The following is a 25,578-nucleotide window of genomic DNA, read 5'->3' as shown; positions in this document are numbered from 1 at the left end:
AAGGACATGGCGGGCACGGCACGATGGGCGATGGGCAGCGCGCTGGCGGCGCTGGCCGCGGCGGCCGCGCCCGCGCAGGATCGCGCGCCCGACCCCGAGACCTTTCGCAACCCGCCGGCCGAGACGCGGCCCGACACGCTCTATTTCTGGATGAACGGCAACGTCACCCGCGAAGGCATCGACGCCGACCTGACGGCGATGCGCGACATCGGCCTCGGCGGCGCGATGATGTTCGACGGCAGCAGCGACGTGCCGAAGGGGCCGGTCGACTACATGAGCCCGCACTGGCTCGACCTGATGACGCACATGGCGGCGAAGGCCGACCAGCTCGGCCTCAAGGTCGGCCTGCACAACGCGCCGGGCTGGTCGTCGAGCGGCGGCCCGTGGATCACCCCGGCGCAGTCGATGCAGCAGATCGTGTGGACGGAGACCACCGTCCCCGGCGGCAAGCCGCTGACCGTCAAGCTCGCCCGCCCCTATGCCAAGCGCGACTATTACCGCGACGCCGCGGTGGTCGCCTTTCCCGCCTCGGACGGCGACGAGAGCCATTATCGCGACGCCGTCGCGGCGATGCGCACCGGCGCCGCGGTGCCGGCGTCGACGCTCACCGACCGCGACCTCGCTACCGGCGTCGAGGTCACGCCGGACGCGCCGCTGATCGTCACGATGAAGGCGCCGTTCACCGCGCAGGCGGTGACGCTCTACGGCGACAAGGACGCGGTGTTCTCCGCGACAATAGAGGCGTCCGACGACGGTAAGGACTGGACGCGGATCGGCAAGGTCTCGGTCGGTCCCGCGCGCGGGATCGAATCCCCGGGCACGCTCAACTTCGCCGGCGTCACCGCCCGGCAGTTCCGCATCACGCCCGCCGCCAAGACCCGGATCGCCGAAGCGCTGTTCTACGCGACCCCCCGCATCGACGATTGGGACATGAAGGGCGAGCACGACTTCCAGATGCAGGGCGCCGTCGAGCATCATCCGACCGACCTGCTCGCCCGCTACGCAATCGATCGGGCCAAGGTGATCGACATCACCGGCAAGCTCGATCCCGACGGCACGCTCAGGTGGACGCCCCCGAAAGGCCGCTGGACGGTGCTGCGCTTCGGCCACACCACCACCGGCCACCTCAACGTCGCCGCGTCGGATTCGGGCCGCGGGCTGGAGGTCGACAAGCTCAGCGCCGCCGCCGTCGACCATCAGTTCGACAGCAGCGTCGCCCGGTTGGTGAAGGCGGCCGGCCCGCTCGCCGGCAAGTCGTTCGACATGATCGAGATCGACAGCTTCGAGGCCGGCCTCCAGAACTGGACGCCCAACCTCCCCGCCGACTTCGCCAAACGCAACGGCTACGACATTCTGCCCTATCTGCCGGCGCTGACCGGCCGCATCGTCGGCGACCTCGACGCGTCGAACCGCTTCCTGTTCGACTTCCGCCGCACGCTCGCCGACCTGATGGCCGACAACTACTACGGCCGGATGCAGCAGCACGCCAACGCCGCCGGGCTGCGCTTCCACGTCGAGGGTTACGGCCCCGGCGCGTTCGATGCGCTCCAGGTCTCGGGACGCGCCCAGGTGCCGATGACCGAATTCTGGTCGCGCACGCCCTGGACCGACAACCGCACGGTCAAGATGGTCGCCTCCGCCGGCCACGTCTACGGCAAGGACGTCATCGCCGCCGAGGCCTTCACCGGCGAGGCGGAGACCAGTCGCTGGCAGGACTTCCCCTATGCGATGAAGACTTTGGGCGACCAGATGTTCGCGCAGGGGTTCAACCAGATCTACTTCCACCGCTACGCGCACCAGCCCAACCCGAATGCGGCGCCGGGCATGGTGATGGGGCCGTGGGGCATCAACCTCGACCGCTCGAACACCTGGTTCGCCCAGGCGAAGCCGTGGATGGATTACCTCGCCCGCGCCCAGTACCTGCTGCGCCAGGGCACCTATGTCGCCGACATCCTCTATTTCGTCGGCGAGGATAGCCCCAACCAGGCCGAATATGTCCGTCCCCAGGTGTCGCCGGACACCAACCCGAAGATCGGCCAGTATTTCGACCCGCAGGTGCCGCCCGGCTACCAGTACGACCTCGTCAACGCCGAGGTGCTGCTGACCCGCGCGCGGATCGAGGACGGCCGCATCGTGCTGCCCAACGGCGCCAGCTATCGCCTGCTCGTCCTGCCGGCGACCCTCTCCAGCATGACGCCCGCGCTCGCCGCCAAGCTCAAGGAGCTCGTCGAGCAGGGCATGACGATCCTCGGCCCGCGCCCGGTGCATCCGATGACGCTGGCGGGCAAGCAGGAGGGCGACGCCGGCTTCCGCGCCGCGACCGACGCGATCTGGGGCGACGGCGCCGCCGCCCGCCGGGTGGGCAAGGGGCGCGTGTTCGCCTCCGGCACCGTCGGCGACGCGCTGGCGGCGATCGGCGTCGCGCCCGACGCGCAGTGCCGCACCGCCGCGTCCGACGGGCAGGTGGTGTGGCTCCATCGCCGGCTGGCCGCGAGCGACATGTATTTCGTCGCCAACCGCCAGCGCCGGCCGGAGCAGGTCTCCTGCACCTTCCGCGTCGGCGGCGCGGCGCCCGCGCTGTGGGATGCGGAAACCGGCACCGTCACCCGGCCCGCGCTGTTCGAGAGCGGCCGCGACACGACGCGCGTGACGTTCGACCTGTCTCCGGCCGGCTCGACCTTCGTGATGCTGGATCCCGCGAGCAATGCTCGGGGCATCGACTGGGTGGCGAAGGACGGTACGCGCTTTGCCGACCTCGACGCCGCGCCGGCGAAAGCGCCCGCCTCACCGCAGGACAGCTTCACCATATCGCTCTGGGCCAAGCCCGACATCGACCTGCGCCTGATGCCGGAGGAGAAGGTCGAAGGCCGCATCAACGAGACCGGCAAGAACTATCTCATCCCCGCCCGCTCCGGCCGCGACATGCATGGCGAGGGAACCGCGGTGGCCGGCCTCGCGCTCGGCCGCAACGGCGCCTTCGTCATCGAGCGGGTGTCGCCGGACAGCGTGCCGGCCGTGCTGGTCAGCCATCAGCCGGTCGCCGGCTGGACGCATGTCGCACTGGTCTACGACAAGGGCACGCCGAGCCTCTACCTCAACGGCAAGCTCGTCCGCACCGGCCTCCGGAGCGGCCGCACCGTCTTCGCCGGCGGCGGCGATCCGCCCTCGCCCAACGGCGTCACCTATTTCTTCGAGGGCAATTTCACGCCCGCACACACCGTCGCCCGCGTGCTGACCCCGGCGGAGATCGCCGCTGAGGCGGCCGCCGGCCCGCCCGCGCCGACAATCTCGCCGACGCCCGCCGAGCTCAGCTGTACCGCGGACGGCGAGCTCCAGGCGCTGGCGTGGGAGAGCGGCCGCTACACCACCAGCGGCGGCGGCAAGTTCAAGGCCGATGTCCCCGCGCCGCTTGCGGTCGAAGGACCCTGGACGGTCCGCTTCCAGCCCGGCCGCGGCGCGCCGGACCAGACCGTGCTGCCGAAGCTCGAAAGCCTCAGCCGCAACGCCGACGACGGCATCCGCCACTTCTCCGGCACCGCCACCTACACCCGCACGATCGACGTGCCGGCGTCGCTGCTGCGCAGGGGCCGGCGCGTCTATCTCGACCTCGGCCGGGTCGAGGTGCTGTCGGGCGTCACCGTCAACGGCAAGGACCTGGGCGTCGCCTGGAAGGAACCCTATCGCGTCGACATCACCGACGTCGTCCGTCCCGGCGCCAACAGCGTGTCGCTGGCCGTCACCAACCTCTGGGCCAACCGCATGATCGCCGACGCGGCGCTGCCCGAGGAGGGCAGGTTCGTCGACGCCGAATGGCCGATCGGCGAGCGTTTCTCAGCCGAAGGCAGGAAGACCGGCGACATCATGGCCCGCAAGATCACCGAGCTTCCTGAGTGGTACCGGGACGGCAAGCCCAAGCCGCCGGGCGGCCGCGTCGCCTTCACGCCGTGGCTGTTCTACGCCAAGGACGAGCCGCTGCTCGATTCCGGCCTGCTCGGGCCGGTTCGGGTGGTGTTCGCGGACGAGGTGGCGGTGCAATAACAGATCCTCCCCGCTTGCGGGGAGGGGGACCGCCGAAGGCGGTGGAGGGGGCTCACCGCACGCGAATCGCCTGAGGCCTACCCCCTCCACCAGCTTCGCTGGTCCCCCTCCCCGTTCCGGAGAGGATTCATTGGACTCCTCTTGGTTCCGGCTTCGCAGCGGCATCCTGCTTGCAATGTAGGATTTCGCCTGCTTGGCTCGCGAGCACCCGGCGCTGCTGCGGTGCTGGTCAGCTCTTTGAATCCGTCCATCTCGTCCACGCCGCGTCGGTGTCGCGTCGGTGTTACCCTAGTGTCGCGTCGCCGTTACCTCGGTGTCGCGTCGGCGTTACCTTGGTGTTACCTCGATGTCGCCTCGGCGTTACCTCGGTGTCGCGTCGGTGTTACCTCCGTGTCTCGTCCCTCTCGTGTCGGCGCTACACCTGCTCGCAAACACGCGCCGCGCGTCAATTTAGTCAACCTTTCAACCAGTGCTCCTGCGAAGGCAGGAGCCCGGGCCGCAAGGCGCGACGTCCGTCAGGGTCTCCGTTTCACCGCGGCATCGTCCAGCACCAGCACCCAGTCGTTGCCGGGCCGCGGCGTCCCCGGCGGCGTGAAGCGGCGCTCGCCGGCATTGGCGACGACGCCGATCGCTTGGCTCTCCCCGGTGCGGGGCGAATACCATGCGGCCCGCACCCGCTTGCCCGCGATGACGCCGAGCCGCATCCGGAACGGCTCGCCGGTGTAGCTGTAGGCCATCGCATAGTCGCGACCGCGCGTCGCCAGCACGCGGTCATAGCGCTCGCCGTTGCCCGGGATCAGGCTCTGGTCCGGCACCCGCTCGAAGAACGGCCGCGACAGCATCAGCGCCTTGAGGTGCCGCATCTGCCCCGCCCCCGGCAGCTCGAGCGCCGCGTCCCAGCGCAGCGTCGCGCCATAGGCTGGCTTGTCGCGCCCCGGCACGTACATCTGCATCACGCTGTTCTCGCCATAGGTGTGGCCGAACGCGCCCGCGAACACCGCCCACCAGGCGTAGCGGCGCACATCGTCGGCGCCCCAGCGCGGCTGGGTGACGTCGTGGAGGCCGCGCGGAATGGTCTCGTAGGAGGGCTCGCCGTCGATGGTCGGCTTGGTCGGCGTGCGCGCCCAGTCCTCGGCGACGAATCGCCAATTGTCCTCGCTGCGCGCGCCCGGCTCCTCCTGGGCATAGCTGCGGTGGCCCGACTGGAACATGTTGAAGTCGAGCCACGCCGCCTGGTGGAAGGTCCAGGACGAATCGGTGCGGCCAAAGGGGTGGAAAGTCATCAGGTGGCGCCGGTCGACCGCCTTGATCGCCGTCCCCAGCGCCTGCCAGGTCGCCGTGTTCTTGTCTCCGGGCGTGTCGCCGCCGTTCAGCCAGACGATGTTGGGCTTGTCGCGATAGCGCTCCCCGAGGAAGCGGCCATAGGCGGCGGCGGTCTCCGGCGTCAGCTTGCCGGCGTCGGCGAGCGATCCCCAGGACGGCACCAGCGCGAGGTAGATGCCGTGCGCCGCGGCACGGTCGACCGCCCAGTCGAGATGGTCCCAATAGTCGTATTCGCCGGGCCTGGCCGGATCGGCGCCGGGGGTGGTCCGCGGCCGCGACGGATCGCCGTTCTCCAGCGCCGGCGCGTCATAGCGGCTGGTCATGGCGGGGCTGTGCAGCACCATCACCTGGATGACGTTGAACCCCTGCGCCGCGCGCTTGGCGAGATAGCGTTCAGTCTCCTCGCGGTTCAGGCGGCCGAGCATCAGCCAGCCGGTGTCGCCGAGCCAGAAGAAGGGCCTGCCGCTGGCTTCGAGGAAATGGCCGTTGGCGGAAACATGGAGCCACGGCGTCTTGTCCGCGGCCATCGCGGCGGGGGAAGCGATCAGGGCGGTTGCCAGCAGGAATCGACGGAGCATCGGCATCTCCATGGTCCTCAGAACGAAAAATTCCCCGCGGCCGAAGCCGCGGGGGAGTGGAGGAGAGTGGATGACGAAGCGGACACCGGCCGGAACCCGATGTCGTCGCCTCGGATCAGAGCTTGAACCGGACGCCGGCCATGATCTGGATGTCGTCGATCGAGTAGTTGCTGGGCCGCGTCTCGACGTCGTAGTAGGTGAATTCCTTGCGCCGCAGCAGGTTGCTGCCCTCCAGCGTGACGGTCACGTTCTTGGTGATGTCGTAGTTGATCGACGCGTCGAGCCAGCCGTAGCCCTTGGTGTAGACGGGCAGCAGCTCGCTGCCGCCGCCCGCGAGCGGGAGGCCGTAGATGCTGCCGAGATACTTGGTGCGGTAGTTGTAGGCGACGCGGACCGACAGGCCGTTCTTCTCGTAGAGGCCGCTCAGGTTGAAGCTGTGCTTCGACAGGTTGGTCAGCGGCGTGCGGTAGCCCGGGATCGCGCTCGGCGTGTTGCTGTCGACGAAGGTGTAGTTCGCCTGGATGCCGAAGCCGTCGAACGGCGCGGGCAGGAAGTCGAAGAAGGTCTGCCCGCCGACCTCGAGGCCCTTGATCTTGCCGTCCTCGCCGTTGGTCGGCTGGGTGATGACATAGTCGATGCCATCGATGATCTGACGGTTGGCCATGGTGAAGATGAAGCCCTTCACCTTGCGGTAGAAGCCGGCCAGATAGACCGAGCCGGTGCGCGAGAAATAATATTCGAGCGAGGCGTCGAGCTGGTCGGCGCGCAGCGGCTCCAGATTGGGATTGCCGCCCGAGCCCTGACCCTGCGCCGGAACCAGCGTCAGCGCGGGCGACAGCTGGCTGAACGACGGCCGCGTCAGCGTCTGCGAGGCCGCGAGGCGCAGCTGGAGCTGGTCGGTGAAGCGGAAGCGGACGTTCGCGCTCGGCAGCACGCTCGTATAGTTGTTGTTGACCACCGCCGGCGAAATCACGCCGTTGACGCGCTGGCGGCCGTCGACGTTGAGGTCGGTCGTCACCACGCGCACGCCGACGTTGCCGTCGATGCGGATCGGGCCGTCGACGTTGAACAGCATCTCGGCATAGCCGGCGATGGTCTTCTCCGAGATATCGAACACCGAAAGCTGATCGACCGCCGGCTGGGCGGTGATGCCGATCTGCTGCCGGATCGCGTCGAAGTCGCTGTGCAGCGGCGATGCGATCGCGGTCAGATAGTCATGCTCCAGGCCCGGATCGCCGCTGAAATAGTCGGTGAACGGCATCGGCTCGAACAGGTCGGCGAGCGCGCTGGCCGATGTGCCGGCCGGCGGGTTCTGGAAGAAGCGGATCGGCGTGAACTTGGTGCTCATCTTCTGATAGCGCACGCCGGTCTTGAAGCCCGACAGGAATGGGCTCTCGATCTTGAACTCCGCGTCGAGGCGGCCGGCGTACATGTCGCCGCGATAATGGTTCTCGCTCCGGGTCAGCGCGCCGACCTGGTAGCTGTTGATATCGGTCAGATCGACGCCCTCGAACAGCATCGACGGCCGGCTGCCGCTGAGGTCGAGCGTCGCCCGCGGCGCCACGGCCTTGAGATCGAGCTCCGAATAATAGAGGTCGTTGCGCGACTTCTGGTAGGTGAAGTCGCCCGAGAGGATGGCCTCGCCATTGTCCCAGCGGCCGCCGATCGAATATTGCTGGTTCTTGTCCTCGGTGTTGCGCTGGACGCCGTAGGTGGAGATCGGCAGGTTCACGAACGTGCCGCTCTGGAAATCGTCGGTCCCTTCGAAGGTGGTGACCGATCCGGGCACCACCGCGATTCCGTTGGTCGGGTTGTTGAGGCCGCGCTGCTGCTGGCGCGAGCGGAAGGCCTGGTAGCTCGCCTGGGCATAGAATTCGAGCTCCGCGCTCGGCTTCCACTGGAAGGTGCCGTCGAGGCCGATGCGGCGGCGCTTGCCGTTGATCAGCGGCTCATAATCGCCATTGGGCGTGTAGATGGTACGGCCGGCGATGACGTCGGTGCGCTTGTTGGGCGCGCCGGCCGAGATCAGGTCGGAGCGGAAGGCGCGCTCCTGGTACGAGCCGCTGAGCAGCAGGCCCATCTCGCCGATGCCGGTATCCCATTTCTTCGACACCAGCAGCGAGCCGAGCGGCGAGATCTTGTCGGCGAGGTCGGAATAGCGGCCGCGCAGCGTGCCGGTGACGGTGAAATCCTCGAGGTCGAGCGGCTTGCGCGTGCGCAGGTCGATGATGCCGCCGATGCCGCCCTCGATCAGGTCGGCGCTCGGCGTCTTGTAGACGTCGATGCCGGCGAGCAGCTCGGAGGGGAAGTCCTGCAGGTTGTAGTTGCGCCCGCCGTCGGCGGTGAAGACCGCGCGGCCGTTGAGCGTGGTCAGCACCTGGGTGAGGCCGCGGATGGCGACGCTGCCGCCTTCGCCGCGATCACGGGCGACCTGGATGCCCGACACGCGCTGCAGCGCTTCGGCGGTGTTGGCGTCGGGCAGCTTGCCGATGTCGTCGGCGACGATCGAATCGACGATGGCGTTTGCGTTGCGCTTGCGGCCCTGCGCCGACTCGAGACTGGCGCGGATGCCGGTGACGACGATGTCCTGCTCCGCTTCGGGCTGGCCCGTCGCCGTCTGGTCGGCAGGAGCCTGAGGCTGCGCGTCCTGCGCAAAGGCGGCGACAGGCAGGCCGACGATGGCCAGGGTCGCGACGCCGGTCAGGGCACGGGTGATCACTCGCATACAATCCTCCCCAGGAGTTTCTGGTTTCGCATATAATACTATTTAACCAGATATATAATACTATTTTTGTGATCAAGCCCTGTTTTGCGCTCGGCGATCTGGTTGAGTTGCAACGGAAAACGTCGACAGCGGCTGGCGTGGTTGCCCCTCTTGGACGGCGACTCGGCACCTTCATGACCGCGATGCGTTCCGCCGCCATCAGTCTGGAGTGGTCATGGCCAAGCCCCGTCCCCTTGCCGGCTTCGTTGCCGGGGCGTTTGCCGGAATCATCGCCTCGGCGGCGATGGCGTTCTTTCAGGTCAAGGCTTCTCCGCTAGTCGACGCCGGGGGCGATCCGGCCGACTCGACGACTGCCAGAGCAGCCGACAAGGCGGTATCGGCGGCAACGGACAAGCATCTCCCCAAGGCTTACCGCGCCGCCGGTGGGCACCTCGTTCACTACGCCGTCGGCGCGGTGTTGGGCGGGGTTTATGGCGTCGTTACCGAATATCGCCCCGATGCCAGCGCCGGCTTCGGTACCGCCTATGGCATTGCCACCGCGGCGCTGCTCGACGAGGCGGCGGTGCCGGCGCTCGGGTTGAGCGAGCCGGTCGATGAGACGCCGCTTGCCGTCCATGCCTACGGGCTCGCGTCGCATCTGGTCTACGGCGTGGTGCTGGAGGGCGCGCGGGTGATGCTGGTGGGAAGGCGTTAGTGGCCGCCTCCTCTGCCGGACCAGCTAAAGCCGCTCCGCCCCGCTCACCGCATCGGTCGCGCGCAGTGCTGCCAGCAGCTTGGTGAGGTGCGCGGCGTTGCGCACCTCGAGGTCGATCGTGTTGGTGTGGTAGGTGGTGTCGCGGTTGTCGAGGCGCAGGCCGAGGATGTTGGCCTTGTGGGCGCCGATCACCGTCGCGACCGCGCCGAGCGCACCGGGCTCGTTCTTGAGCGTGACGGCGATGCGCGCGACGCCGCCCTCGGCCTTGTCGCCCCAGGCGAGGTCGACCCAGTCGCCCTCCTCGCTCTTCTCGAGTTCCGGGCAGGCGATCGAGTGGACCAGGATGCCCTCGCCCGGCCGGCGGATGCCGACGATGCGGTCGCCCGGCACCGGCCGGCAGCATTCGGCGAGCTGATAGGCGACGCCGGGCGTCAGACCTGTGATCGAGATGGCATGATGCTGCGGCGGCGCGACATGCTCGTCGCCCGCCGACCCCGGCATCAGCGCCTCCATCACCTGCGCGTCGGAGAGCTTGCGGAGCGCGATCGCCTCCATCAGCGCGTCCTCGTCGGCGAGCTTCAGGCGCTTGACCGCCTCCTGCACCGCCTCCTCGTTCACTGGCGCGGGCAGGCGGGCGACGATGTCTTCGTAGAGCTTGCGGCCGAGCGCCTGCGTTTCCTCGCGCTGCTTGTGGCGCTGGTGGCGGCGGATCGCCGCGCGCGCCTTGCCGGTGATCGCGAAGTTGAGCCAGTTGGGCTGCGGCTCCTGGCCCTTGGAGCGCAGGATCTGCACCGAATCGCCATTGGCGATTTCGGTGCGCAGCGGCACGACGCGGCCGTTGATCTTGGCGCCGACCGCCTGGTCGCCGAGGTCGGTGTGCACCGCATAGGCGAAGTCGATCGGCGTCGCGCCCTTGGGCAGCTGGATCAGCTCGCCGCGCGGGGTGAAGGCGAAGATGCGGTCGGCGTACATCGCCATCCGCGTATGCTCCAGCAGCTCCTCGGGGCTGGCGGCGTTCTCCAGGATCTCGAGCAGGTCGCTGATCCACGGCACCTGCGTGTCCGGGCGGACCACGTCCTGCTTGTAGGCCCAGTGGGCGGCGATGCCGAACTCGGCCTGATGGTGCATCGCGTTCGTGCGGACCTGGATCTCGATGCGGGTATTGTCGCCGTAGAAGACGCTGGTGTGGAGCGAGCGATAGCCATTGCGCTTGGGCGTCGAGATGAAGTCCTTGAACCGCCCCGGCACCATCGGCCACTTGCGGTGGATCACGCCGAGCGCGCGGTAGCACTCCTCCTCATTCTCGACGATCGCGCGGAACGCCATCAGGTCGCTGAGCTGCTCCAGGCTGACGTGGCGCTCGCTCATCTTGCGCCAGATCGAATAGGGATGCTTCTCGCGGCCCGACACCTCCGCCTCGATCCCTGCGCGGGAGAGCTGGGTCTTGATGCCCTGGGCGATCTTGACGATGCGGTCGTCGCCGCCCTGCTTCAGCGCCTCCAGGCGCCGGGTGATCGACTCATAGGCCTCGGGCTCCAGCTCGCGGAAGGCGAGCGTCTGCATCTCCTTCATGAACTCGTACATGCCGATCCGCTCGGCGAGCGGGGCGTAGATGTCGAGCGTCTCGCGGGCGATGCGGCGGCGCTTCTCCTCCGACTTGATGTGGTGGAGCGTGCGCATGTTGTGGAGCCGGTCGGCGAGCTTGACCAGCAGCACGCGGATGTCGTCGGACATCGCGAGCAGGAACTTGCGCAGGTTCTCCGCCGCCCGCTCGTTCTCGGTCTGCGCCTCGATCTTGCTGAGCTTGGTGACGCCGTCGACCATGCGGGCGACGTTGGATCCGAACAGCTTGTGGATCTCGTCGGGCGTCGCGACCGTATCCTCGATCGTGTCGTGGAGGATCGCGGTCGCGATCGTCTCATCGTCGAGATGCAGGTCGGTGAGGATGCCCGCCACCTCGATCGGATGGCTGAAATAGGGGTCCCCGGATGCGCGCAGCTGGCTGCCGTGCGCTTTCATCGAGAAGACATAGGCGCGGTTCAGCAGAGCCTCGTCGGCTTGCGGGTCATAGCCCAGGACCCGGTCGACCAGTTCATACTGACGCAGCATGCTTCCTAGATGGGGCGGGCTGCTGCTGCTTTGCAATAAATTTCGGCGGTTTCGCGGACTTCTGCAGCCCGCCGGCCGTCCCTCCGCTCGTCAGCGGCGGAGGGACGGCGCGATGCGGGATCAGCTCAGCTCGCCGCGGCGTTGCACTTGTCGAGCGCCTCGGCGTCGAACGCGGTGCCGTTGACGGTGAAGGCCGAGAGCTGGCCGACGCGCTGAGCGACCATCACGCACAGGGTGGCGTCGCGGTCGGGCGCCTTGGCCGCGGTGCACACCGTGTCCTTGCACTTCCAGATGGTGTTGCGGGTGACGATGCTGGTCTTCTTCACCGCATTGGCGGCGGTGGCGCTGTAGTAGGCGCTCTGGGCAGCGGCCGGAACCGCGGCGACAAGCATCAGCGATGCGGCGGCAGCCGCCGTGGTGGACAGGAAACGAACCATCACTTCCTCCTGGGGATTGCAACTAGGTTGCGATTCGCTACCTATATGATTCGGTAGTAAGTTGCAACTGAAAACTTTTGCTGCATTGCGATAGCACGATCGGTTTCAATGAGAAGACTTTTTCGATAGGATGGCAGCCATGGGCACGAACCGCCTGAGAGAGCCGCTGCGGGACCTGGCATGCAGCCTGCCCGCCGCGCTCGAAGCGATGGGGGAACGCTGGTCGTTTCTGATCCTGCGGGCGTCGTTCAACGGCCTCTATCATTTCGAGGAGTTCCAGTCGGAGCTCGGCATCGCCCGCAACATCCTGGCCAACCGGCTGGCGCGGCTGGTGAGCCACGGCATCCTCGAGCGCCGCGCGCTGCCCGACGATCGCCGCAAGATCGAATACCGCCTGACCGAGAAGGGCATGGCGCTGCTGCCGACGATGGTGGCGCTCAGGCAATGGGGCGAGCGCTGGGAGACGGGGGTGCCCGCCTCGCCGATCCTGGTCGACGCGCGCGACCATCGCCCGATCCGCCAGGTGCATGTCCTGTCGCACGACGGGCGGGAGCTGGCGAAGACGGACCTGTTGTGGGCGTTGCCGGAGGAGATCGCCGGCGAGGACCCGCAGCTCAAGGCGGCGGAATAGGCGCCGGTCGCAGGGGTTCGGAACCCCGCGGAAATCCGTCGAAGGTCACGAAAGTCATAGGTAGAACGACCCTCATCCGGATGAGGCCTTCCGGTGTCGGCGTCCTCCGAAATGTTGACTAAATTGACGCGCCGCGCGTGTTTGCGGGTAGATATGGCACCGACACGAGAGAGACGCGGCGCCGACGCGGCAGGCGCGCGACACCGACGCGACACTGACGCGGCAGGATCGCGACACCAACGCGACACTGACGCGGCAGGATCGCGACGCTAACGCGACATCGGCGCATCACGGACGCGTCACCGCCGCGACACAGGCGCGACAGCGACGCGGCATGAGCGAGATCGACAGGATCAAAGAGCGGACCGGCGCTTGTGCTGCTCGGGACGGGCGAACCAAGCAGGCGAAATCCTACATTGCAAGGGCGGCGACGCGGCGAAGCGGAGATGAGAGGAGTTCAATAAGATCCTCCCCCGCCAGGGGGAGGTGTCAGCCGCAGGCTGACGGAGGGGGAGGAGGGCGACGCACTATCGATGTGCTTCCTCCCCCTCCGTCACGCTTCGCGTGCCACCTCCCCCTGGCGGGGGAGGATTGAAAGGCACCGCGACCTCGGGCCTATCCTGCTTGGAAGCCGTCTTAGGGCTCCTGCCTTCGCAGGAGCACGATGCCGCTTTGTCTGGGCGAGAACCCTAGAACAACAGCCGGATACCGACGATGCCGAGGATCGTCGCCAGCGCCGGGCCGAGCACGCGGTCCGACACGCGCGACGCGATCAGGCTGCCGACGATGATGCCCGGGATCGATCCGATCAGCAGCGATCCGAGCAGCCCGAAGTCGACCGATCCCAGCAGCCAGTGACCGATCCCTGCGAGCAGCGTCAGCGGCACGGCATGGGCGATGTCCGACCCGACCAGCCGGTTGATCGGCGCGCGCGGATAAAGGGCGAGCAGCGCGGTCATGCCGAGCGCGCCGGCGCCGACGGAGGTCAGCGAGACCAGCACGCCCAGCACGGCGCCGAGCAGGATCGTCAGGCGGGCGAGCCAGGCCTGCGAAAGCGTGCCGAAGCGCCGCTGCATCCGCTCGACCAGCGGCGCCCGGAACAATGTCGCGATCGCCGACAGGATCAGCGCGGCGCCCAGCACCACCGCGATGACATGGCCGGTGTCCTCGTCGCGGGCGCCGGCCAGGCTCAATGCCGCCAGCGTGACGAGCGTCGCGGGGACGCTGCCGCTGGCGAGACGGGCCACCACCCGCCAGTCGACCGTCCCGCGCCAGCCGTGGACGGCAGTCCCGACCGTCTTGGTCGCCGACGCATAGAGCAGGTCGGTGCCGACCGCCGTCACCGGATGGAAGCCGAACAGCAGCACCAGGAGCGGCGTCATCAGCGAGCCGCCGCCGACCCCGGTCAGGCCGACGGCCAGCCCGACCAGCACCCCGGCCAGCGGATAGAGCAGGTTCACGTCCACCGCAGTGGCGATCGGCGGCGTCAGCTCGCCTGCGCGTTGGGGACGTTGACGCCCATCGACTGGAGGTAGCGCTTCACGTTGCGCGCCGCCTGGCGTAGCCGCTGCTCGTTCTCGACCATCGCGATGCGCACGTAGCCTTCTCCCTTCTCGCCGTAGCCCACCCCTGGCGCAACCGCGACCTTGGCGTGAGTCAGCAATTGTTTGGAGAACTCAAGGCTGCCTAGATGCGCCAGCGCCGGCGGCAGCGGCGCCCAGGCGAACATGCTGGCGCGCGGAGCCGGGATGTCCCAGCCGGCACGCGCGAAGCTCTCGACCAGCACGTCGCGGCGCTTGTGGTAGAGCTGGCGGTTCTTCTCGACGATGTCCTGCGGCCCGTTGAGCGCGGCGCAGGCGGCCGCCTGGATCGGGGTGAAGGCGCCATAGTCGAGATAGGACTTCACCCGCGTCATCGCCGCGATCAGCTTCTTGTTGCCGACCGCGAAGCCGATGCGCCAGCCGGCCATCGAATAGGTCTTGCTGAGCGAGGTGAACTCGACCGCGACGTCCTTGGCGCCCTTGACCTGCAGGATCGAAGGCGTCGGCTTGCCGTCGTAGTAGAGCTCCGAATAGGCGAGGTCGCTGAGCACCCACACCTGGTTCTCGCGCGCCCAGGCGACGAGCCGCTCGTAGAAGGCGAGGTCGACGGTCTCCGCTGTCGGGTTCGACGGATAGTTGACGACCAGCACGCTCGGCCGCGGCACGGTGAAGTTCATCGCGCGCTCGAGGCTCTCGAAATAGGCGTCGTCCGGCGTCGTCGGCACTGCGCGGATGGTGGCGCCGGCGATGATGAACCCGAAGGTGTGGATCGGATAGCTGGGATTGGGCGCCAGCACCACGTCGCCCGGCGCGGTGATCGCGGTGGCGAGGCTGGCGAGTCCTTCCTTCGAGCCCATCGTCACGACGACCTCGCTCTCGGGGTCGAGATCGACCCCGAAACGGCGGGCGTAATAGTTCGCCTGGGCGCGGCGCAGGCCCGGAATGCCCTTCGACTGCGAATAGCCGTGCGCGGACGGCTTCTGCGCGACCTCGCACAGCTTGTCGATGACGTGCTGGGGCGGCGGCAAATCGGGGTTGCCCATGCCGAGGTCGATGATGTCCTCGCCCGCCGCACGCGCGGCTGCCCGCATCGCGTTGACTTCGGCGATGACATAGGGGGGCAGGCGGCGGATGCGGTAGAACTCTTCGGACACGATCATTCCTTTCGGCTGACGTCGCGCGTGGCGCGACGTTGCGCTATGATAGCGCGATATGCGGTGCACGAACACCGCGGAACGGAGGGGAAGATGTTGGAGATGTTGCTGATCGGGGCGTCGCTCGCCGCGGCCCCGGCCGATGTGCCCGTCTGCCGGCGCGAGACGCTGACCCGCGCGGTCGACCGCTATGCCAATGCCCAGCTCGTCCAGGATAATGCCAGCCTGGCGACGGTGTACGGCACCGACGGCGTGCTGGTCGCACCCGACAAGAGCCAGATCGTCGGCTCGGAGAAGGTGATGGCCTATTTCGACCGCTTCAACAATTGGCAGATCGACGACGCGACGATGACGGTCGCCAGCTCGACCAAGCAGGGCGATGCCTGGCAGGTCGACGGCCGCTTCACCCAGTCGGGCAAGGACGACAAGGGCAAGCCGTTCAAGACCGCCGGCCGCTTCACCTCGACCTGGGCATGCGTTACGGCTGGCGAGATCACGAGCTGGCGCATCAAACGCATGGAAACCATTCCGGGCGGTTGAGCGCTGATCCCGCGTCAGCCGCCGGAGACCCGAGCACGCATGAGCGATACCGAAACGTCCCCGACCGCGCCGAGCCTCGAGGACATGCAGCATTGGACATGGGTGCTCGGCCGTGCGCAGCAGATGATGCTGGAGGCGGGCGTCGCTGCGACCGAGCAGGCGCCAGCGCTGCCCGCGCCGTTCGATCCGACGCCGATGCTGCGCGCCTCCGCCGATTTCTGGGCGGACACGATGAAGCTGTGGCAGCGCTTCCTCGATCCCGCCCATGCCGAGCCGTTCCACGAAACGCCCGAGCAGGCGCGGGACAAGCGCTTCAAGGCGCCCGAATGGCGCGAGCAGCCGGTGTTCGACTTCATCCGCCAGAGCTATTTCACCATCGCCGAGCATCTGGTGAAGGGGGTGGATGCGCTCGAAGGCGTCGACGCCAGGCAGAAGGAGCAGATCCGTTTCGCGACCAGGGGCTTCATCGACGCGATGAGCCCGACCAACTTCCCGGCGACCAATCCGGAGGTGCTGAAGAAGATCGCTGAGACGCGCGGCGAAAGCCTGCTCAAGGGGCTGCAGAACATGCTGGCCGATCTCGGCAAGGGCCAGCTCACCCACACCGATCCGGAAGCGTTCGAGGTCGGACGCAACATCGCGGTGACGCCGGGCAAGGTGGTGAAGCGCACCCCGCTCTATGAGCTGATCCAATATTCGCCGACCACGGAGACGGTGCTGAAGACGCCGCTCGTCATCTTTCCGCCCTGGATCAACCGCTTCTACATCCTCGACCTCTCGCCCGAGAAGAGCTTCATCGCCTGGGCGGTGGCGCAGGGGCTCACCGTGTTCATGGTGTCGTGGAAGTCGGCCGACGCGTCGATGAAGGACGTGATCTGGGACAATTACGTCGAGGACGGCCAGATCGACGCGATCGACACGATCCGCGACCTGCTGGACGTGCCGAGCGTCCATGCGATCGGCTATTGCGTCGCCGGCACCACGCTGGCCGCGACCTTGGCGGTGCTCGCCGCGCGCGGACAGCTCGACAAGGTCAAGAGCGCGACCTTCTTCACCGCGCAGGTCGATTTCAGCGAGGCGGGCGACCTCAACCTGTTCGTCGACGACGACCAGATGGCGCTGATCAAGAGCCTCGCCAGCGACGGCTTTCTCGACGGGCGCTACATGGCGGCGACCTTCAACCTGCTGCGCGGCCGTGACCTCATCTGGAACTACGTCACCAACAATTATCTGATGGGGCAGGATTATCTGCCGTTCGACCTGCTCTACTGGAATGGCGACGTCACCAACCTGCCGGCGCTGTGGCACCAGAGCTATCTGACCGATCTCTATCGCGACAACCGGCTGGTGCTGCCGGGCAGCCTGTCGATCGCCGGCACGCCGATCGACCTCGGCAAGGTGACGGTGCCGACCTATGTCCAGGCCGGGCGCGAGGATCACATCGCGCCGGCCAGGAGCGTGTGGAAGATCACCCACCATTTCTCCGGCCCGCTGCGGTTCGTGCTTGCCGGGTCGGGCCATATCGCCGGGGTGGTGAACCCGCCCGCGGCGGGCAAGTACCAGTATTGGACCAACGACAGGCCCGCGGCGACTCTCGAGGAGTTCCTCGCTGGCGCCGCCGAGACCAAGGGAAGCTGGTGGCCCGACTGGATCGCGTGGCTGCGCGGACTCGAAAGCGACGAAGTGCCCGCAAAAGGCGCCAGGATACCGGGACGCGGCAAGCTCGAGCCGTTGGCCGATGCCCCCGGGGAGTATGTGCGAATCCGCTGAAATCCGTCACTTCCGGGCGGTCGTTACGGCTATGTTGCACTGCACAAAATCATCTTGATTTCTGGCCGGAAATGCGTATTTGTGCACCGCAGCAACAACCGGGACTCGGAAGAAGACGATGGCCAGCAAGGGTCCGAAGAGCGGCGTCAAGGCGCCGGCCGCTGACACCCCCAAGCCCCGAGCCACCCGTGCGAAGGCACCGGCTGCGAAGCCTGTCGCCAAGGCACCGGCGACCGTGATCGACGCTGTCCAGGCCCCGGTGGCCGAGCCGGCGCCGATCGAGGCCGCCAAGGTCGAAGAGACTATCGTCGAAGCCGCTCCCGTTATCGAAACGGCGCAAGCCGCCATCACCACCGCGGGGGAAACCGCGGAACCCGCGCAGAAGGAAACCACCGTAATGGCTACCCAGTTCGAAGCTCCGAAGGTGTTCGCCGACTTCAACGACCGCGCCAAGGCGGCCGTCGAGAAGGGCACCAAGCTCGTCGAGGAGTTCAACGACTTTGCCAAGGGCAACGTCGAGGCGCTCGTCGAGTCGAGCCGCATCACCGCCAAGGGCTTCGAGGCCTTGAGCCAGGATGCCGCCGAGTATGGCCGCAAGTCGTTCGAGGGCTTCACCGCGACCCTCAAGAGCCTCGCCGCCGCCAAGTCGCCCGCCGACTTCTTCAAGCTGCAGAGCGATTACCTCCGCACCTCGTTCGACTCGGCCGTCGCCGAGGCGTCGAAGGGCACCGAGGCCGTGATCAAGCTCGCCGGCGATGCCGCGCAGCCGATCTCCAACCGCTTCGCGGTCGCCGCCGAAAAGGTGAAGACCGCCGCCTGAGCGCCTGTGCGCCAGTAAGCGTACCGAAGGGGCGGCCGCCGCTGGGTGGCCGCCCTTTCTTTTTATCGGCGGATTGATCCCCACTTCCGTTCGCCCCGAGCTTGTCGACCCGAAGGGTGAGCGAAGCTCAGGGCGAACGGGGATGGTTAGTGGTCATCTCGAGTGTGTCGATCCGTCGCGATTCCCGATTTCGCCAGATCGACGGCGCGAGCGGACAGGCGTCGTCTCGCCCCTTGCCCTTGGACTGGCGAATGCCATATTTTTATGCCGTGACCCTGATCCCTGACATTCTGATGGCCGACGAGAGCGAAGGCGACGACGGCGACGCCGGCACGTCGCTGGGCGTCGCTACCCGCACGCGGACGCGGACCAAGAAGCCGACGCCCTATCGCGTGCTGATGCTCAACGACGATTACACCCCGATGGAATTCGTGGTGCTGGTGCTCCAGCGCTTCTTCCGCATGAGCATGGAGGAGGCGACGCAGGTGATGCTCCACGTCCACCAGAAGGGCGTCGGCGTGTGCGGCGTGTTCAGCTACGAGGTCGCCGAGACCAAGGTCGGTCAGGTGATGGACTTCGCCCGGCAGAACCAGCATCCGCTCCAGTGCACGCTGGAGAAGGCGTGATCCTCTGGAGTTTGATCCATCAGGCTTGAAACAGCTGTTCCCCGGCGAAGGCCGGGGCCCAGTATCTAAACCGCTCGCAACTGGGCCCCGGCCTTCGCCGGGGAACAGATTCAAACTAGCCGAATCCGACTCCGATCAGCGCGCCGGCGGCAGCCAGCCGAGCTCCAGTCCTTCGTAGCGGTTCACGTAATTGGCCGCGCGCGTCAGCGAGCGCTCGTCGAGGATGGTGACGCGGCCGAGCTCGCGCTTGATCAGCCCTTCCTCCTCGAGCTGGCGGAGCATGCGGTTGACATGGACGGCGGTGAGACCGGTCGCGTCGCCGATCTCCTCCTGGGTCAGCCCCAGCGTGAAGGTGGCGCCGACCGGCTTGTCGGTGATGGCGAGCCGGTTGCGGAGGTCGAGGATCAACGCCGCCACCCGTGCCTTGGCCGAGGTGCGGCCGAGCGCGGCAAGCCGGTCGGTAAGCGCGACGCGCTCGATCTGGTTGAACACCAGGATCAGCGCCGCCAATCGCGGATGATCGACGAAGATCTGGCTGAGCGCGTGCCGGTCGAACGGGCAGACCGTACAATCGCTGAGCGCCGCCAGCGTCTCGGGCGATTCGCGATAGATGACGCCGCCGACGCCGATCACGTCGCCGGGAAACAGGAAGCGCAGGATCTGCCGGCTGCCGTCGTCGAGCAGCACATAGCTCATCATCAGCCCGCGGCGGAGCACGTAGAGCTCACCGCCGGGCTCGTTCTCCCGCTGCAGCACGGCACCGCGGCGTACGTCGCGGCGACGCTCCTCCAACTTGGCGAGCGCTTCCCGCTCGGCCTCCGTCAGATCGACGTGCTCGCCCAATACGTCGGCGAAACAACTCGATAACACGTACGCTCCCCCCGTTCGGGTCATGCAAAGCAGCCCCGTGGAATCAATGCATTAAAGTCGATCAAGCGGAAGTTGGCGAGGGGTGCTTGCGCGGGGGGCCGCGCACGATAGAAGCTCCGGCATGGACCGTATCCTGATCCGCGGCGGCAACCGGCTCGAAGGCCGCATCTTCATCTCGGGCGCCAAGAACGCGGCGCTCACCTTGATGCCCTGCGCGCTGCTCACCGACGAGCCGCTGACGCTGCGCAACCTGCCGCGCCTCGCCGACGTCGACAGTTTCGGCCATCTGCTCAACCAACTCGGCGCGTCGACCGCGATCGAGGGATCGCGGCCCGAGGATTTCGGCCGGGTGATGACGATCCGCGCCGGCCGCCTCACCTCGAGCGAGGCGCCCTATGACATGGTCCGCAAGATGCGCGCCTCGATCCTGGTGCTCGGTCCGCTGGTCGGCCGCGCGGGCGTGGCGACGGTGTCGCAGCCCGGCGGCTGCTCGATCGGCAACCGCCCGATCGACCTCCACCTCAAGGCGCTGGAGGCGCTGGGCGCCGAGATCGAGCTCGCCGCCGGCTATGTGAAGGCGACGGCCCCGGGCGGGCGGCTGCCGGGCGGGCGCGTCACCTTCCCGATCGTGTCGGTGGGTGCGACCGAGAACGCGGTGATGGCGGCGGTGACCGCCAAGGGCGGCTCGATCATCGAGAACGCCGCGCGCGAGCCCGAGATCGTCGACCTCTGCAACTGCCTGGTTGCGATGGGCGCGAGCATCTCCGGCATCGGCACCGAGACGCTGGAGATCGAGGGCCGCGACCGGCTGCACGGCGCGACCTATGCGGTGATGCCCGACCGGATCGAGGCGGGCAGCTATGCCTGCGCCGCGGCGATCACCGGCGGCGCGGTCGAGCTGGTCGGCGCCAACCCGCACGACATGCGCGCGACCGTCGCCGCGCTGGTGGATGCGGGCGTGACGGTCGAGGAAACGCGCGAGGGATTGAAGGTCGAGGCGAAGAACGGCCTCCGCCCGCTGACGCTGTCGACCGCGCCGTTTCCGGGCTTCGCCACCGACATGCAGGCGCAGTTCATGGCGATGCTGTGCAAGGCCGATGGCGCCAGCGTGCTGACCGAGACGATCTTCGAGAACCGCTACATGCATGTGCCCGAGCTGGCGCGCATGGGGGCGGACATCACCGTCAAGGGCCGCTCGGCGGTGGTGCGCGGGGTCGATCGGCTGGTGGGTGCGCAGGTGATGGCGACGGACCTGCGCGCGTCGATGAGCCTGATCATCGCCGGCCTCGCCGCCGAGGGCGAGACGCAGGTGAACCGCGTCTATCACCTCGATCGGGGCTATGAGCGGCTGGAGGAGAAGCTGTCCGCGGTCGGCGCGGATATCGAGCGGGTGGGGGACGGCTGATCCTAAGCTCCTCCCCGGCACGGGGAGGGGGACCAGCCGAAGGCTGGTGGAGGGGGAGTGCGGCAGGCGAGTCGTTCGCGGTGAGCCCCCTCCACCACGCACTTCGTGCGCGGTCCCCCTCCCCGTGCCGGGGAGGAGCTGGGATCAGCTCAGCCGGTAGACCGCACCCGCGCCCGCATCGCGGTAGAGGTCGACCCGTTCGCCGTCCCAGTGGTAGTCGAGATGGCGCCCCTGCAGCGGGTGCTTCCCGAGATCGGGGTAGAACAGCGCCACGCATTCCCCGTCCGGATAGCGCACGCTCGGGTAGATGAGGCCGTCCGATCCATCTGCCCGCAGCGATCGCGCCAGTCGCTGCCCGGCCTCGTAGCAATCGGGATCGAGTTCCGCCGCATGACCGCCACCGCGTAGGTCATGCAGGTCGCCTGTCACGTCCAGCACGATCTCCCGGAATTGCGAGGTCCAGCCCGGCGCTTCCTGCGTCCGCGCCATGAAGCGGGCATGGTGGTGCATCGTCTCGAACAACGCCACCTCGAAGCTGTCGCCGGCATAGAGCACCCCCGGCACGCCGTCCGAAAAGCGGCTCGGCCGGTCGGGGCTGGCGTGGGTGAAGGGCGCCATCAGATAGCTCGCGCCGGGACCGCCGACGCGGCGCGCGGGCGGCACTAGGTCGAGATTGCCGATCGAGGTGGCGAGGCGCGGGTTGGTCTTCTGCTCGGCCGAGATCAGCAGCGGCCAGTCGGCGGGGTCGGCGATGTCCTCGAACAGGTCGATCGGCGGGAAGTGCGTGCGGATGATCCGGCGCGCGCCGCGCCAGGCGACCTCCGCCACCGGCGGCGTTGCGGCGCTCACCAGCCGCCGCGCTCGGCGTCGAGATAGCGGCGCACGCGCATCAGGTCGGTCAGCTCGCCGCCGAGCATCACGTCGAGCGCCGAGGCGCCGGCGAAGGCGTCGTTGCGCGCCTTGATCCAGCGATAGCCGCGCGCGGGATCGTTGAAGATCAGCCGCAGCGCCTTGTGGATGCCGACCAGGTTGGCGAGCCGCGCCTTGAGGTCGCGCCCGGCCTGGCCGAGCTGCCCCGCCTTCCAGCGGCGGAAGGTCCTGAGCGGCATGTCGAGCAGCGTCGCCGCCTGCGGATCGGTCACGCCCCACAATGCGAACAGCCGCACCGCCGCACGGAACAGCGCGCCCGCCTCCTCGTCGGTGATGGGCTCCGCGACGAAGGCGGGAGCGCGGGTATCGATGAGCTCGGCGTGGGCCATGTGGCATCAAATAGGCGATTCAGTGCCATAAGGCAAGGCTCCTAAGCCTCTCCCCTATAGGGGAGGGGCTTAGGGCGGAATGGAATTGATTGGAATCGACAGTCACCCTCACCCTTCCCACCGCCTTCGGCGTGTTCGAGCGAGATCGCGCCCCCAGCGCGATCTTGACCTGCCGGGGGCAGGTCAAAGCTCGAACACCCCTTCCCTCTCCCAACGGGAGAGGGAGGGAGCGGCGAAGCCGCGGAAGGGTGAGGGGTGACACGCGGTTCCGTTTGAATTCATCCCGCTCTAATTTGCGCCCCTACAGCGCCTGCCCCGCCGCCCAGCCGCTGGCCCAGGCCCATTGGAAATTATAGCCGCCGAGCCAGCCGGTGACGTCGACCGCCTCGCCGATCGCGTACAGGCCGGGCAGGTGGCGTGCCGCCATCGTCTTCGACGACAAGCCGTCGGTGGCGATCCCGCCGATGGTGACCTCGGCCTTGGCGAAGCCTTCGCTGCCGTTGGGATGGAACGTCCAGTGCGCGAGCTGCTGCTCGATACCGCCAAGGCGGGCATCGGTGAGCGTGCCCAGCTCGCCGTCGACGCCGAGTCGCTCCGTCAGCGCTTCGGCAAGACGGTCGGGCAGCGGCAGGATCGTCTTGAGCGACGCACGCGGGCGAGCCCGCTTGGCCTCGACCAGCCATCCTTTCGGGCGCCCGGGCAGGAAGTCGACCGCAATCGGCTGGCCGTGCCGCCAATAGCTCGATATCTGGAGGATCGCCGGCCCCGACAGCCCGCGATGGGTGAACAGCGCGGCTTCGGGGAAAGCTGCCTTTCCGCACCGTGCCACCACCGGCGCCGAGACGCCCGACAGCGACCGGAACAGCGCTTCCTCGCCCGACAACGTCAGCGGCACCAGCGCGGGGCGCGGTTCGACCACCTTGAGGGCGAACCTGCGCGCGAGATCATAGGCGAAGCCGGTCGCGCCGAGCTTGGGGATCGACGGGCCGCCGGTCGCGATCACCAGCGCCGGCGCGGTCGACGTGCGGTCGCCATGGGTGACGCGGAATCCGCCATCGCCATGCGCGACGTCGCGGATCGCCTCGCCGATCGCCAGCGTGACGCCGCCGGCACGACACTCGTCGAGCAGCATCGCCACGATCTGCCGCGCCGATCCGTCGCAGAACAGCTGGCCGAGCGTCTTCTCGTGCCAGGCGATGCCATGGCGCTCGACCAGCGCGAGGAAATCCTGCGCGCCGTATCGCCCCAGCGCCGATTTGGCGAAATGCGGGTTCGCCGACAGGTAGCGGTCGGGCGCGACGCCGAGATTGGTGAAGTTGCAGCGTCCGCCGCCTGAGATCAGGATCTTCTTGCCGGGCTCGTCGGCGTGATCGATCACCAGCACCCGCCGGCCGCGCTGACCGGCGACGGCCGCGGCCATCAGTCCTGCGCCGCCGGCACCGAGGATGATCGCGTCATAAGATCCGGCGGCCTTCATGGCGTTCCTCTACCCTGGCGTGGGCGGGGGTAAAGCCGTTGGGTGACGATCGGTGCTCAGCCCGTGAAACGCGGGCCCTCTTCAATCCTCCCCCGCCAGGGGGAGGTGTCAGCTGCAGGCTGACGGAGGGGAGGGCGGCGACTCATTATCGGCGTGCTTCCGCCCCCTCCGTCACGCTTCGCGTGCCACCTCCCCCTGGCGGGGGAGGATTTGAAGGTCGACCCGCTCTAAACCGCTTCCAGCGCCGCCTCGAAGTCGGCGATCAGGTCGTCGGCATCCTCGACGCCGATCGAGATGCGCACGAGATTGTCGGTGATGCCGAGCGCCGCCTTGCGCGCATCGGGCACCGACAGATGCGTCATCGCCGCCGGATGCGAGGCGAGCGTCTCGGTGCCGCCGAGGCTGACCGCGAGCTTGGCGATCCTGAGCGCGTCGAGGAAGGCGAACGCCTCCTTCTCGCCGCCCTTGAGGTACAGCGAGAAGGTCGAGCCGGCGCCGGTGCAGTGGCGCTTGTAGATGTCGGCCTGCCGCGCGTCGCTGCCGCGTTCGAGGAAGCCGAGATAGCCGACCTTCTCGACCTTGGGGTGCTGGGCGAGGAATTCGCAGACCTTGGCGGCGTTCTCGCCCGCCCGGCTCATGCGCAGCTCGAGCGTCTCCAGCGAGCGCAGCAGCATCCAGGCGGTGTTGGGATCGCAGATCGTGCCGATGGTGTTGCGCATCAGCCGGATGGTGTTGATGTGCGCCTTCGACCCGAGCACGCCGCCCGCGACCAGGTCCGAATGGCCGCCGGCATATTTGGTCAGCGAGTAGACGACGATGTCGGCGCCCTGCTTGAGCGGTTGCGCCCAGAGCGGGCCGAGGAAAGTGTTGTCAATCGCGATCGGCGGCTTCACGGCCGCATTGGCGAAGATCGCGTCGCGGCTCGCCGCCACCGCCTCGACGTCGACCAGCGCGTTGGTCGGGTTGGCGGGGCTTTCGAGATAGATGAGGGCGACGTTGCCGCTCGCCGCCTTGCCCAGCACCGCGTCGATCTCCTCGCGCGTCGCGCCGGCGGGGAAGTCGAGCCAATGCACCCCGAACCGGCCGAGGATGCGCGCGATCAGCGTCTCGGTCGCGGCATAGAGCGGGCCCGAGTGGACGATGGTGTCGCCGGGCTTGACCATCGACAGGAACAGCGTGGCGATCGCCGACATGCCCGAGGAGAAGGCGAGCGCGTCCTCGGCATCCTCCCACACGCCGAGGCGATCCTCCAGGATTTCCTGGTTGGGGCCGTTGAAGCGCGAATAGACCAGGCCCTCGGCGCCGCCCGGGCGCTTGCCGGTGACGCCCTCGAAATGGCGCTTGCCCGCCGCCGCATTGGGGAAGACGAAGGTGGAGGTGAGGAAGATCGGAGGCTTCAGCGATCCTTCCGACAGCATCGGATCATAGCCGTGGCCCATCATCAGCGTCGACGGCTTGAGCCTGCGCTCGCCGATGGAATGCGCCGATGCCTTGGGCTTGCGCTGCGACTGAGCTCCGGTCAGCTCGGCTTCGGTCTTGTCCGTCATTCGTCCCTCCGATCTGACCTTGGCCCTAGCCGAA

19 protein-coding genes are annotated in these 25,578 nt (G+C 67.7%); 8 read left to right on the top strand and 11 right to left on the bottom strand.

The window, feature by feature from the left end:
• Positions 1-6: 6 nt before the first annotated feature.
• Positions 7-4,038 carry a glycosyl hydrolase gene (locus tag LZK98_RS19585; protein ID WP_233784183.1) on the top strand — a complete coding sequence of 1,344 codons (4,032 nt, stop codon included), beginning with the start codon at positions 7-9 and terminating at the stop codon, positions 4,036-4,038.
• A gap of 515 nt (positions 4,039-4,553) precedes the next feature.
• Here LZK98_RS19585 and LZK98_RS19580 read toward each other — a convergent pair.
• Entirely contained in the window at positions 4,554-5,939 is a 1,386-nt protein-coding gene (locus LZK98_RS19580) for a glycoside hydrolase family 140 protein (protein ID WP_233784182.1), read from the bottom strand.
• A 115-nt stretch (positions 5,940-6,054) separates the two neighbouring features.
• Positions 6,055-8,664 (bottom strand): TonB-dependent receptor, encoded by a 2,610-nt coding sequence (locus LZK98_RS19575; protein WP_233784181.1) that lies wholly within the window; start codon positions 8,662-8,664, stop codon positions 6,055-6,057.
• Between the two features lie 214 nt (positions 8,665-8,878).
• Between LZK98_RS19575 and LZK98_RS19570 the strand changes: the two genes are divergently transcribed.
• Complete coding sequence (locus tag LZK98_RS19570) at positions 8,879-9,358, top strand: DUF1440 domain-containing protein (protein ID WP_233784180.1); 480 nt, start codon at positions 8,879-8,881, stop codon at positions 9,356-9,358.
• A gap of 24 nt (positions 9,359-9,382) precedes the next feature.
• Here the strand turns inward: LZK98_RS19570 and LZK98_RS19565 are convergent, their stop codons facing one another.
• Positions 9,383-11,467, bottom strand: a complete 2,085-nt coding sequence (locus LZK98_RS19565; RefSeq protein WP_233784179.1) for a RelA/SpoT family protein — start codon at positions 11,465-11,467, stop codon at positions 9,383-9,385.
• A 125-nt stretch (positions 11,468-11,592) separates the two neighbouring features.
• A complete protein-coding gene (locus tag LZK98_RS19560) occupies positions 11,593-11,904 on the bottom strand; it encodes a CC_3452 family protein (protein WP_233784178.1) in 312 nt (103 codons plus the stop codon).
• 139 nt (positions 11,905-12,043) lie between these two features.
• Between LZK98_RS19560 and LZK98_RS19555 the strand changes: the two genes are divergently transcribed.
• Positions 12,044-12,535 (top strand): winged helix-turn-helix transcriptional regulator, encoded by a 492-nt coding sequence (locus LZK98_RS19555; protein ID WP_233784177.1) that lies wholly within the window; start codon positions 12,044-12,046, stop codon positions 12,533-12,535.
• 689 nt (positions 12,536-13,224) lie between these two features.
• Here LZK98_RS19555 and LZK98_RS19550 read toward each other — a convergent pair.
• A complete protein-coding gene (locus LZK98_RS19550; RefSeq protein ID WP_233784176.1) occupies positions 13,225-14,001 on the bottom strand; it encodes a sulfite exporter TauE/SafE family protein in 777 nt (258 codons plus the stop codon).
• A gap of 20 nt (positions 14,002-14,021) precedes the next feature.
• Positions 14,022-15,230 carry an LL-diaminopimelate aminotransferase gene (locus LZK98_RS19545; RefSeq protein WP_233784175.1) on the bottom strand — a complete coding sequence of 403 codons (1,209 nt, stop codon included), beginning with the start codon at positions 15,228-15,230 and terminating at the stop codon, positions 14,022-14,024.
• Between the two features lie 93 nt (positions 15,231-15,323).
• On the opposite strand from LZK98_RS19545, the gene LZK98_RS19540 reads away from it, so the two are divergent.
• From LZK98_RS19540 to clpS, 4 genes are all read left to right on the top strand, one after another.
• Positions 15,324-15,770, top strand: coding sequence for a YybH family protein (locus LZK98_RS19540; RefSeq protein WP_233784174.1), 447 nt, complete (start codon positions 15,324-15,326; stop codon positions 15,768-15,770).
• A 39-nt stretch (positions 15,771-15,809) separates the two neighbouring features.
• Positions 15,810-17,540 carry a PHA/PHB synthase family protein gene (locus tag LZK98_RS19535; protein ID WP_233784173.1) on the top strand — a complete coding sequence of 577 codons (1,731 nt, stop codon included), beginning with the start codon at positions 15,810-15,812 and terminating at the stop codon, positions 17,538-17,540.
• A gap of 118 nt (positions 17,541-17,658) precedes the next feature.
• Complete coding sequence (locus tag LZK98_RS19530) at positions 17,659-18,360, top strand: phasin family protein (protein ID WP_233784172.1); 702 nt, start codon at positions 17,659-17,661, stop codon at positions 18,358-18,360.
• Between the two features lie 293 nt (positions 18,361-18,653).
• On the top strand, positions 18,654-18,986 hold the full coding sequence (gene clpS, locus LZK98_RS19525) for an ATP-dependent Clp protease adapter ClpS (RefSeq protein WP_233786648.1): 333 nt from the start codon (positions 18,654-18,656) through the stop codon (positions 18,984-18,986).
• Positions 18,987-19,121: 135 nt separating this feature from the next.
• Here clpS and LZK98_RS19520 read toward each other — a convergent pair whose 3' ends face one another.
• Positions 19,122-19,856: a Crp/Fnr family transcriptional regulator gene (locus LZK98_RS19520; protein WP_233784171.1), complete on the bottom strand. Its 735-nt coding sequence runs from the start codon at positions 19,854-19,856 to the stop codon at positions 19,122-19,124.
• A gap of 121 nt (positions 19,857-19,977) precedes the next feature.
• Here LZK98_RS19520 and murA point away from each other — a divergent pair, with 121 nt between their 5' ends.
• Positions 19,978-21,261, top strand: coding sequence for a UDP-N-acetylglucosamine 1-carboxyvinyltransferase (murA, locus tag LZK98_RS19515; protein ID WP_233784170.1), 1,284 nt, complete (start codon positions 19,978-19,980; stop codon positions 21,259-21,261).
• Positions 21,262-21,405: 144 nt separating this feature from the next.
• On the opposite strand, the gene LZK98_RS19510 is transcribed toward murA, so the two are convergent.
• The 4 genes from LZK98_RS19510 to LZK98_RS19495 form a co-directional block, all read right to left on the bottom strand.
• The gene (locus LZK98_RS19510; protein WP_406693552.1) at positions 21,406-22,110 is read right to left on the bottom strand and encodes an RES family NAD+ phosphorylase; all 705 of its coding nucleotides are present in this window, start codon (positions 22,108-22,110) and stop codon (positions 21,406-21,408) included.
• Positions 22,107-22,520 carry an MbcA/ParS/Xre antitoxin family protein gene (locus LZK98_RS19505; protein WP_233784169.1) on the bottom strand — a complete coding sequence of 138 codons (414 nt, stop codon included), beginning with the start codon at positions 22,518-22,520 and terminating at the stop codon, positions 22,107-22,109. The genes LZK98_RS19510 and LZK98_RS19505 overlap by 4 nt, the downstream gene beginning before the upstream one ends.
• A gap of 301 nt (positions 22,521-22,821) precedes the next feature.
• Positions 22,822-23,997, bottom strand: a complete 1,176-nt coding sequence (locus LZK98_RS19500) for a BaiN/RdsA family NAD(P)/FAD-dependent oxidoreductase (protein ID WP_233784168.1) — start codon at positions 23,995-23,997, stop codon at positions 22,822-22,824.
• 227 nt (positions 23,998-24,224) lie between these two features.
• Positions 24,225-25,544, bottom strand: coding sequence for a cystathionine gamma-synthase family protein (locus LZK98_RS19495; RefSeq protein ID WP_233784167.1), 1,320 nt, complete (start codon positions 25,542-25,544; stop codon positions 24,225-24,227).
• Positions 25,545-25,578 lie beyond the last annotated feature (34 nt).

Source organism: Sphingomonas cannabina, from assembly GCF_021391395.1.
GTDB classification, from domain to species: domain Bacteria; phylum Pseudomonadota; class Alphaproteobacteria; order Sphingomonadales; family Sphingomonadaceae; genus Sphingomonas; species Sphingomonas cannabina.
Note: the sequence above shows the minus strand (reverse complement) of the source record. Positions and strands in the feature narration are given on the sequence as shown.

Coding starts and splice junctions, on each gene's coding strand:
- LZK98_RS19585 (WP_233784183.1), top strand. CDS start 7: ATGGCGGGCACGGCACGATGGGCGATGGGCAGCGCGCTGGCGGCGCTG.
- LZK98_RS19580 (WP_233784182.1), bottom strand. CDS start 5,939: ATGCTCCGTCGATTCCTGCTGGCAACCGCCCTGATCGCTTCCCCCGCC.
- LZK98_RS19575 (WP_233784181.1), bottom strand. CDS start 8,664: ATGCGAGTGATCACCCGTGCCCTGACCGGCGTCGCGACCCTGGCCATC.
- LZK98_RS19570 (WP_233784180.1), top strand. CDS start 8,879: ATGGCCAAGCCCCGTCCCCTTGCCGGCTTCGTTGCCGGGGCGTTTGCC.
- LZK98_RS19565 (WP_233784179.1), bottom strand. CDS start 11,467: ATGCTGCGTCAGTATGAACTGGTCGACCGGGTCCTGGGCTATGACCCG.
- LZK98_RS19560 (WP_233784178.1), bottom strand. CDS start 11,904: ATGGTTCGTTTCCTGTCCACCACGGCGGCTGCCGCCGCATCGCTGATG.
- LZK98_RS19555 (WP_233784177.1), top strand. CDS start 12,044: ATGGGCACGAACCGCCTGAGAGAGCCGCTGCGGGACCTGGCATGCAGC.
- LZK98_RS19540 (WP_233784174.1), top strand. CDS start 15,324: ATGTTGGAGATGTTGCTGATCGGGGCGTCGCTCGCCGCGGCCCCGGCC.
- LZK98_RS19535 (WP_233784173.1), top strand. CDS start 15,810: ATGAGCGATACCGAAACGTCCCCGACCGCGCCGAGCCTCGAGGACATG.
- LZK98_RS19530 (WP_233784172.1), top strand. CDS start 17,659: ATGGCCAGCAAGGGTCCGAAGAGCGGCGTCAAGGCGCCGGCCGCTGAC.
- clpS (WP_233786648.1), top strand. CDS start 18,654: ATGGCCGACGAGAGCGAAGGCGACGACGGCGACGCCGGCACGTCGCTG.
- murA (WP_233784170.1), top strand. CDS start 19,978: ATGGACCGTATCCTGATCCGCGGCGGCAACCGGCTCGAAGGCCGCATC.
- LZK98_RS19505 (WP_233784169.1), bottom strand. CDS start 22,520: ATGGCCCACGCCGAGCTCATCGATACCCGCGCTCCCGCCTTCGTCGCG.
- LZK98_RS19500 (WP_233784168.1), bottom strand. CDS start 23,997: ATGAAGGCCGCCGGATCTTATGACGCGATCATCCTCGGTGCCGGCGGC.
- LZK98_RS19495 (WP_233784167.1), bottom strand. CDS start 25,544: ATGACGGACAAGACCGAAGCCGAGCTGACCGGAGCTCAGTCGCAGCGC.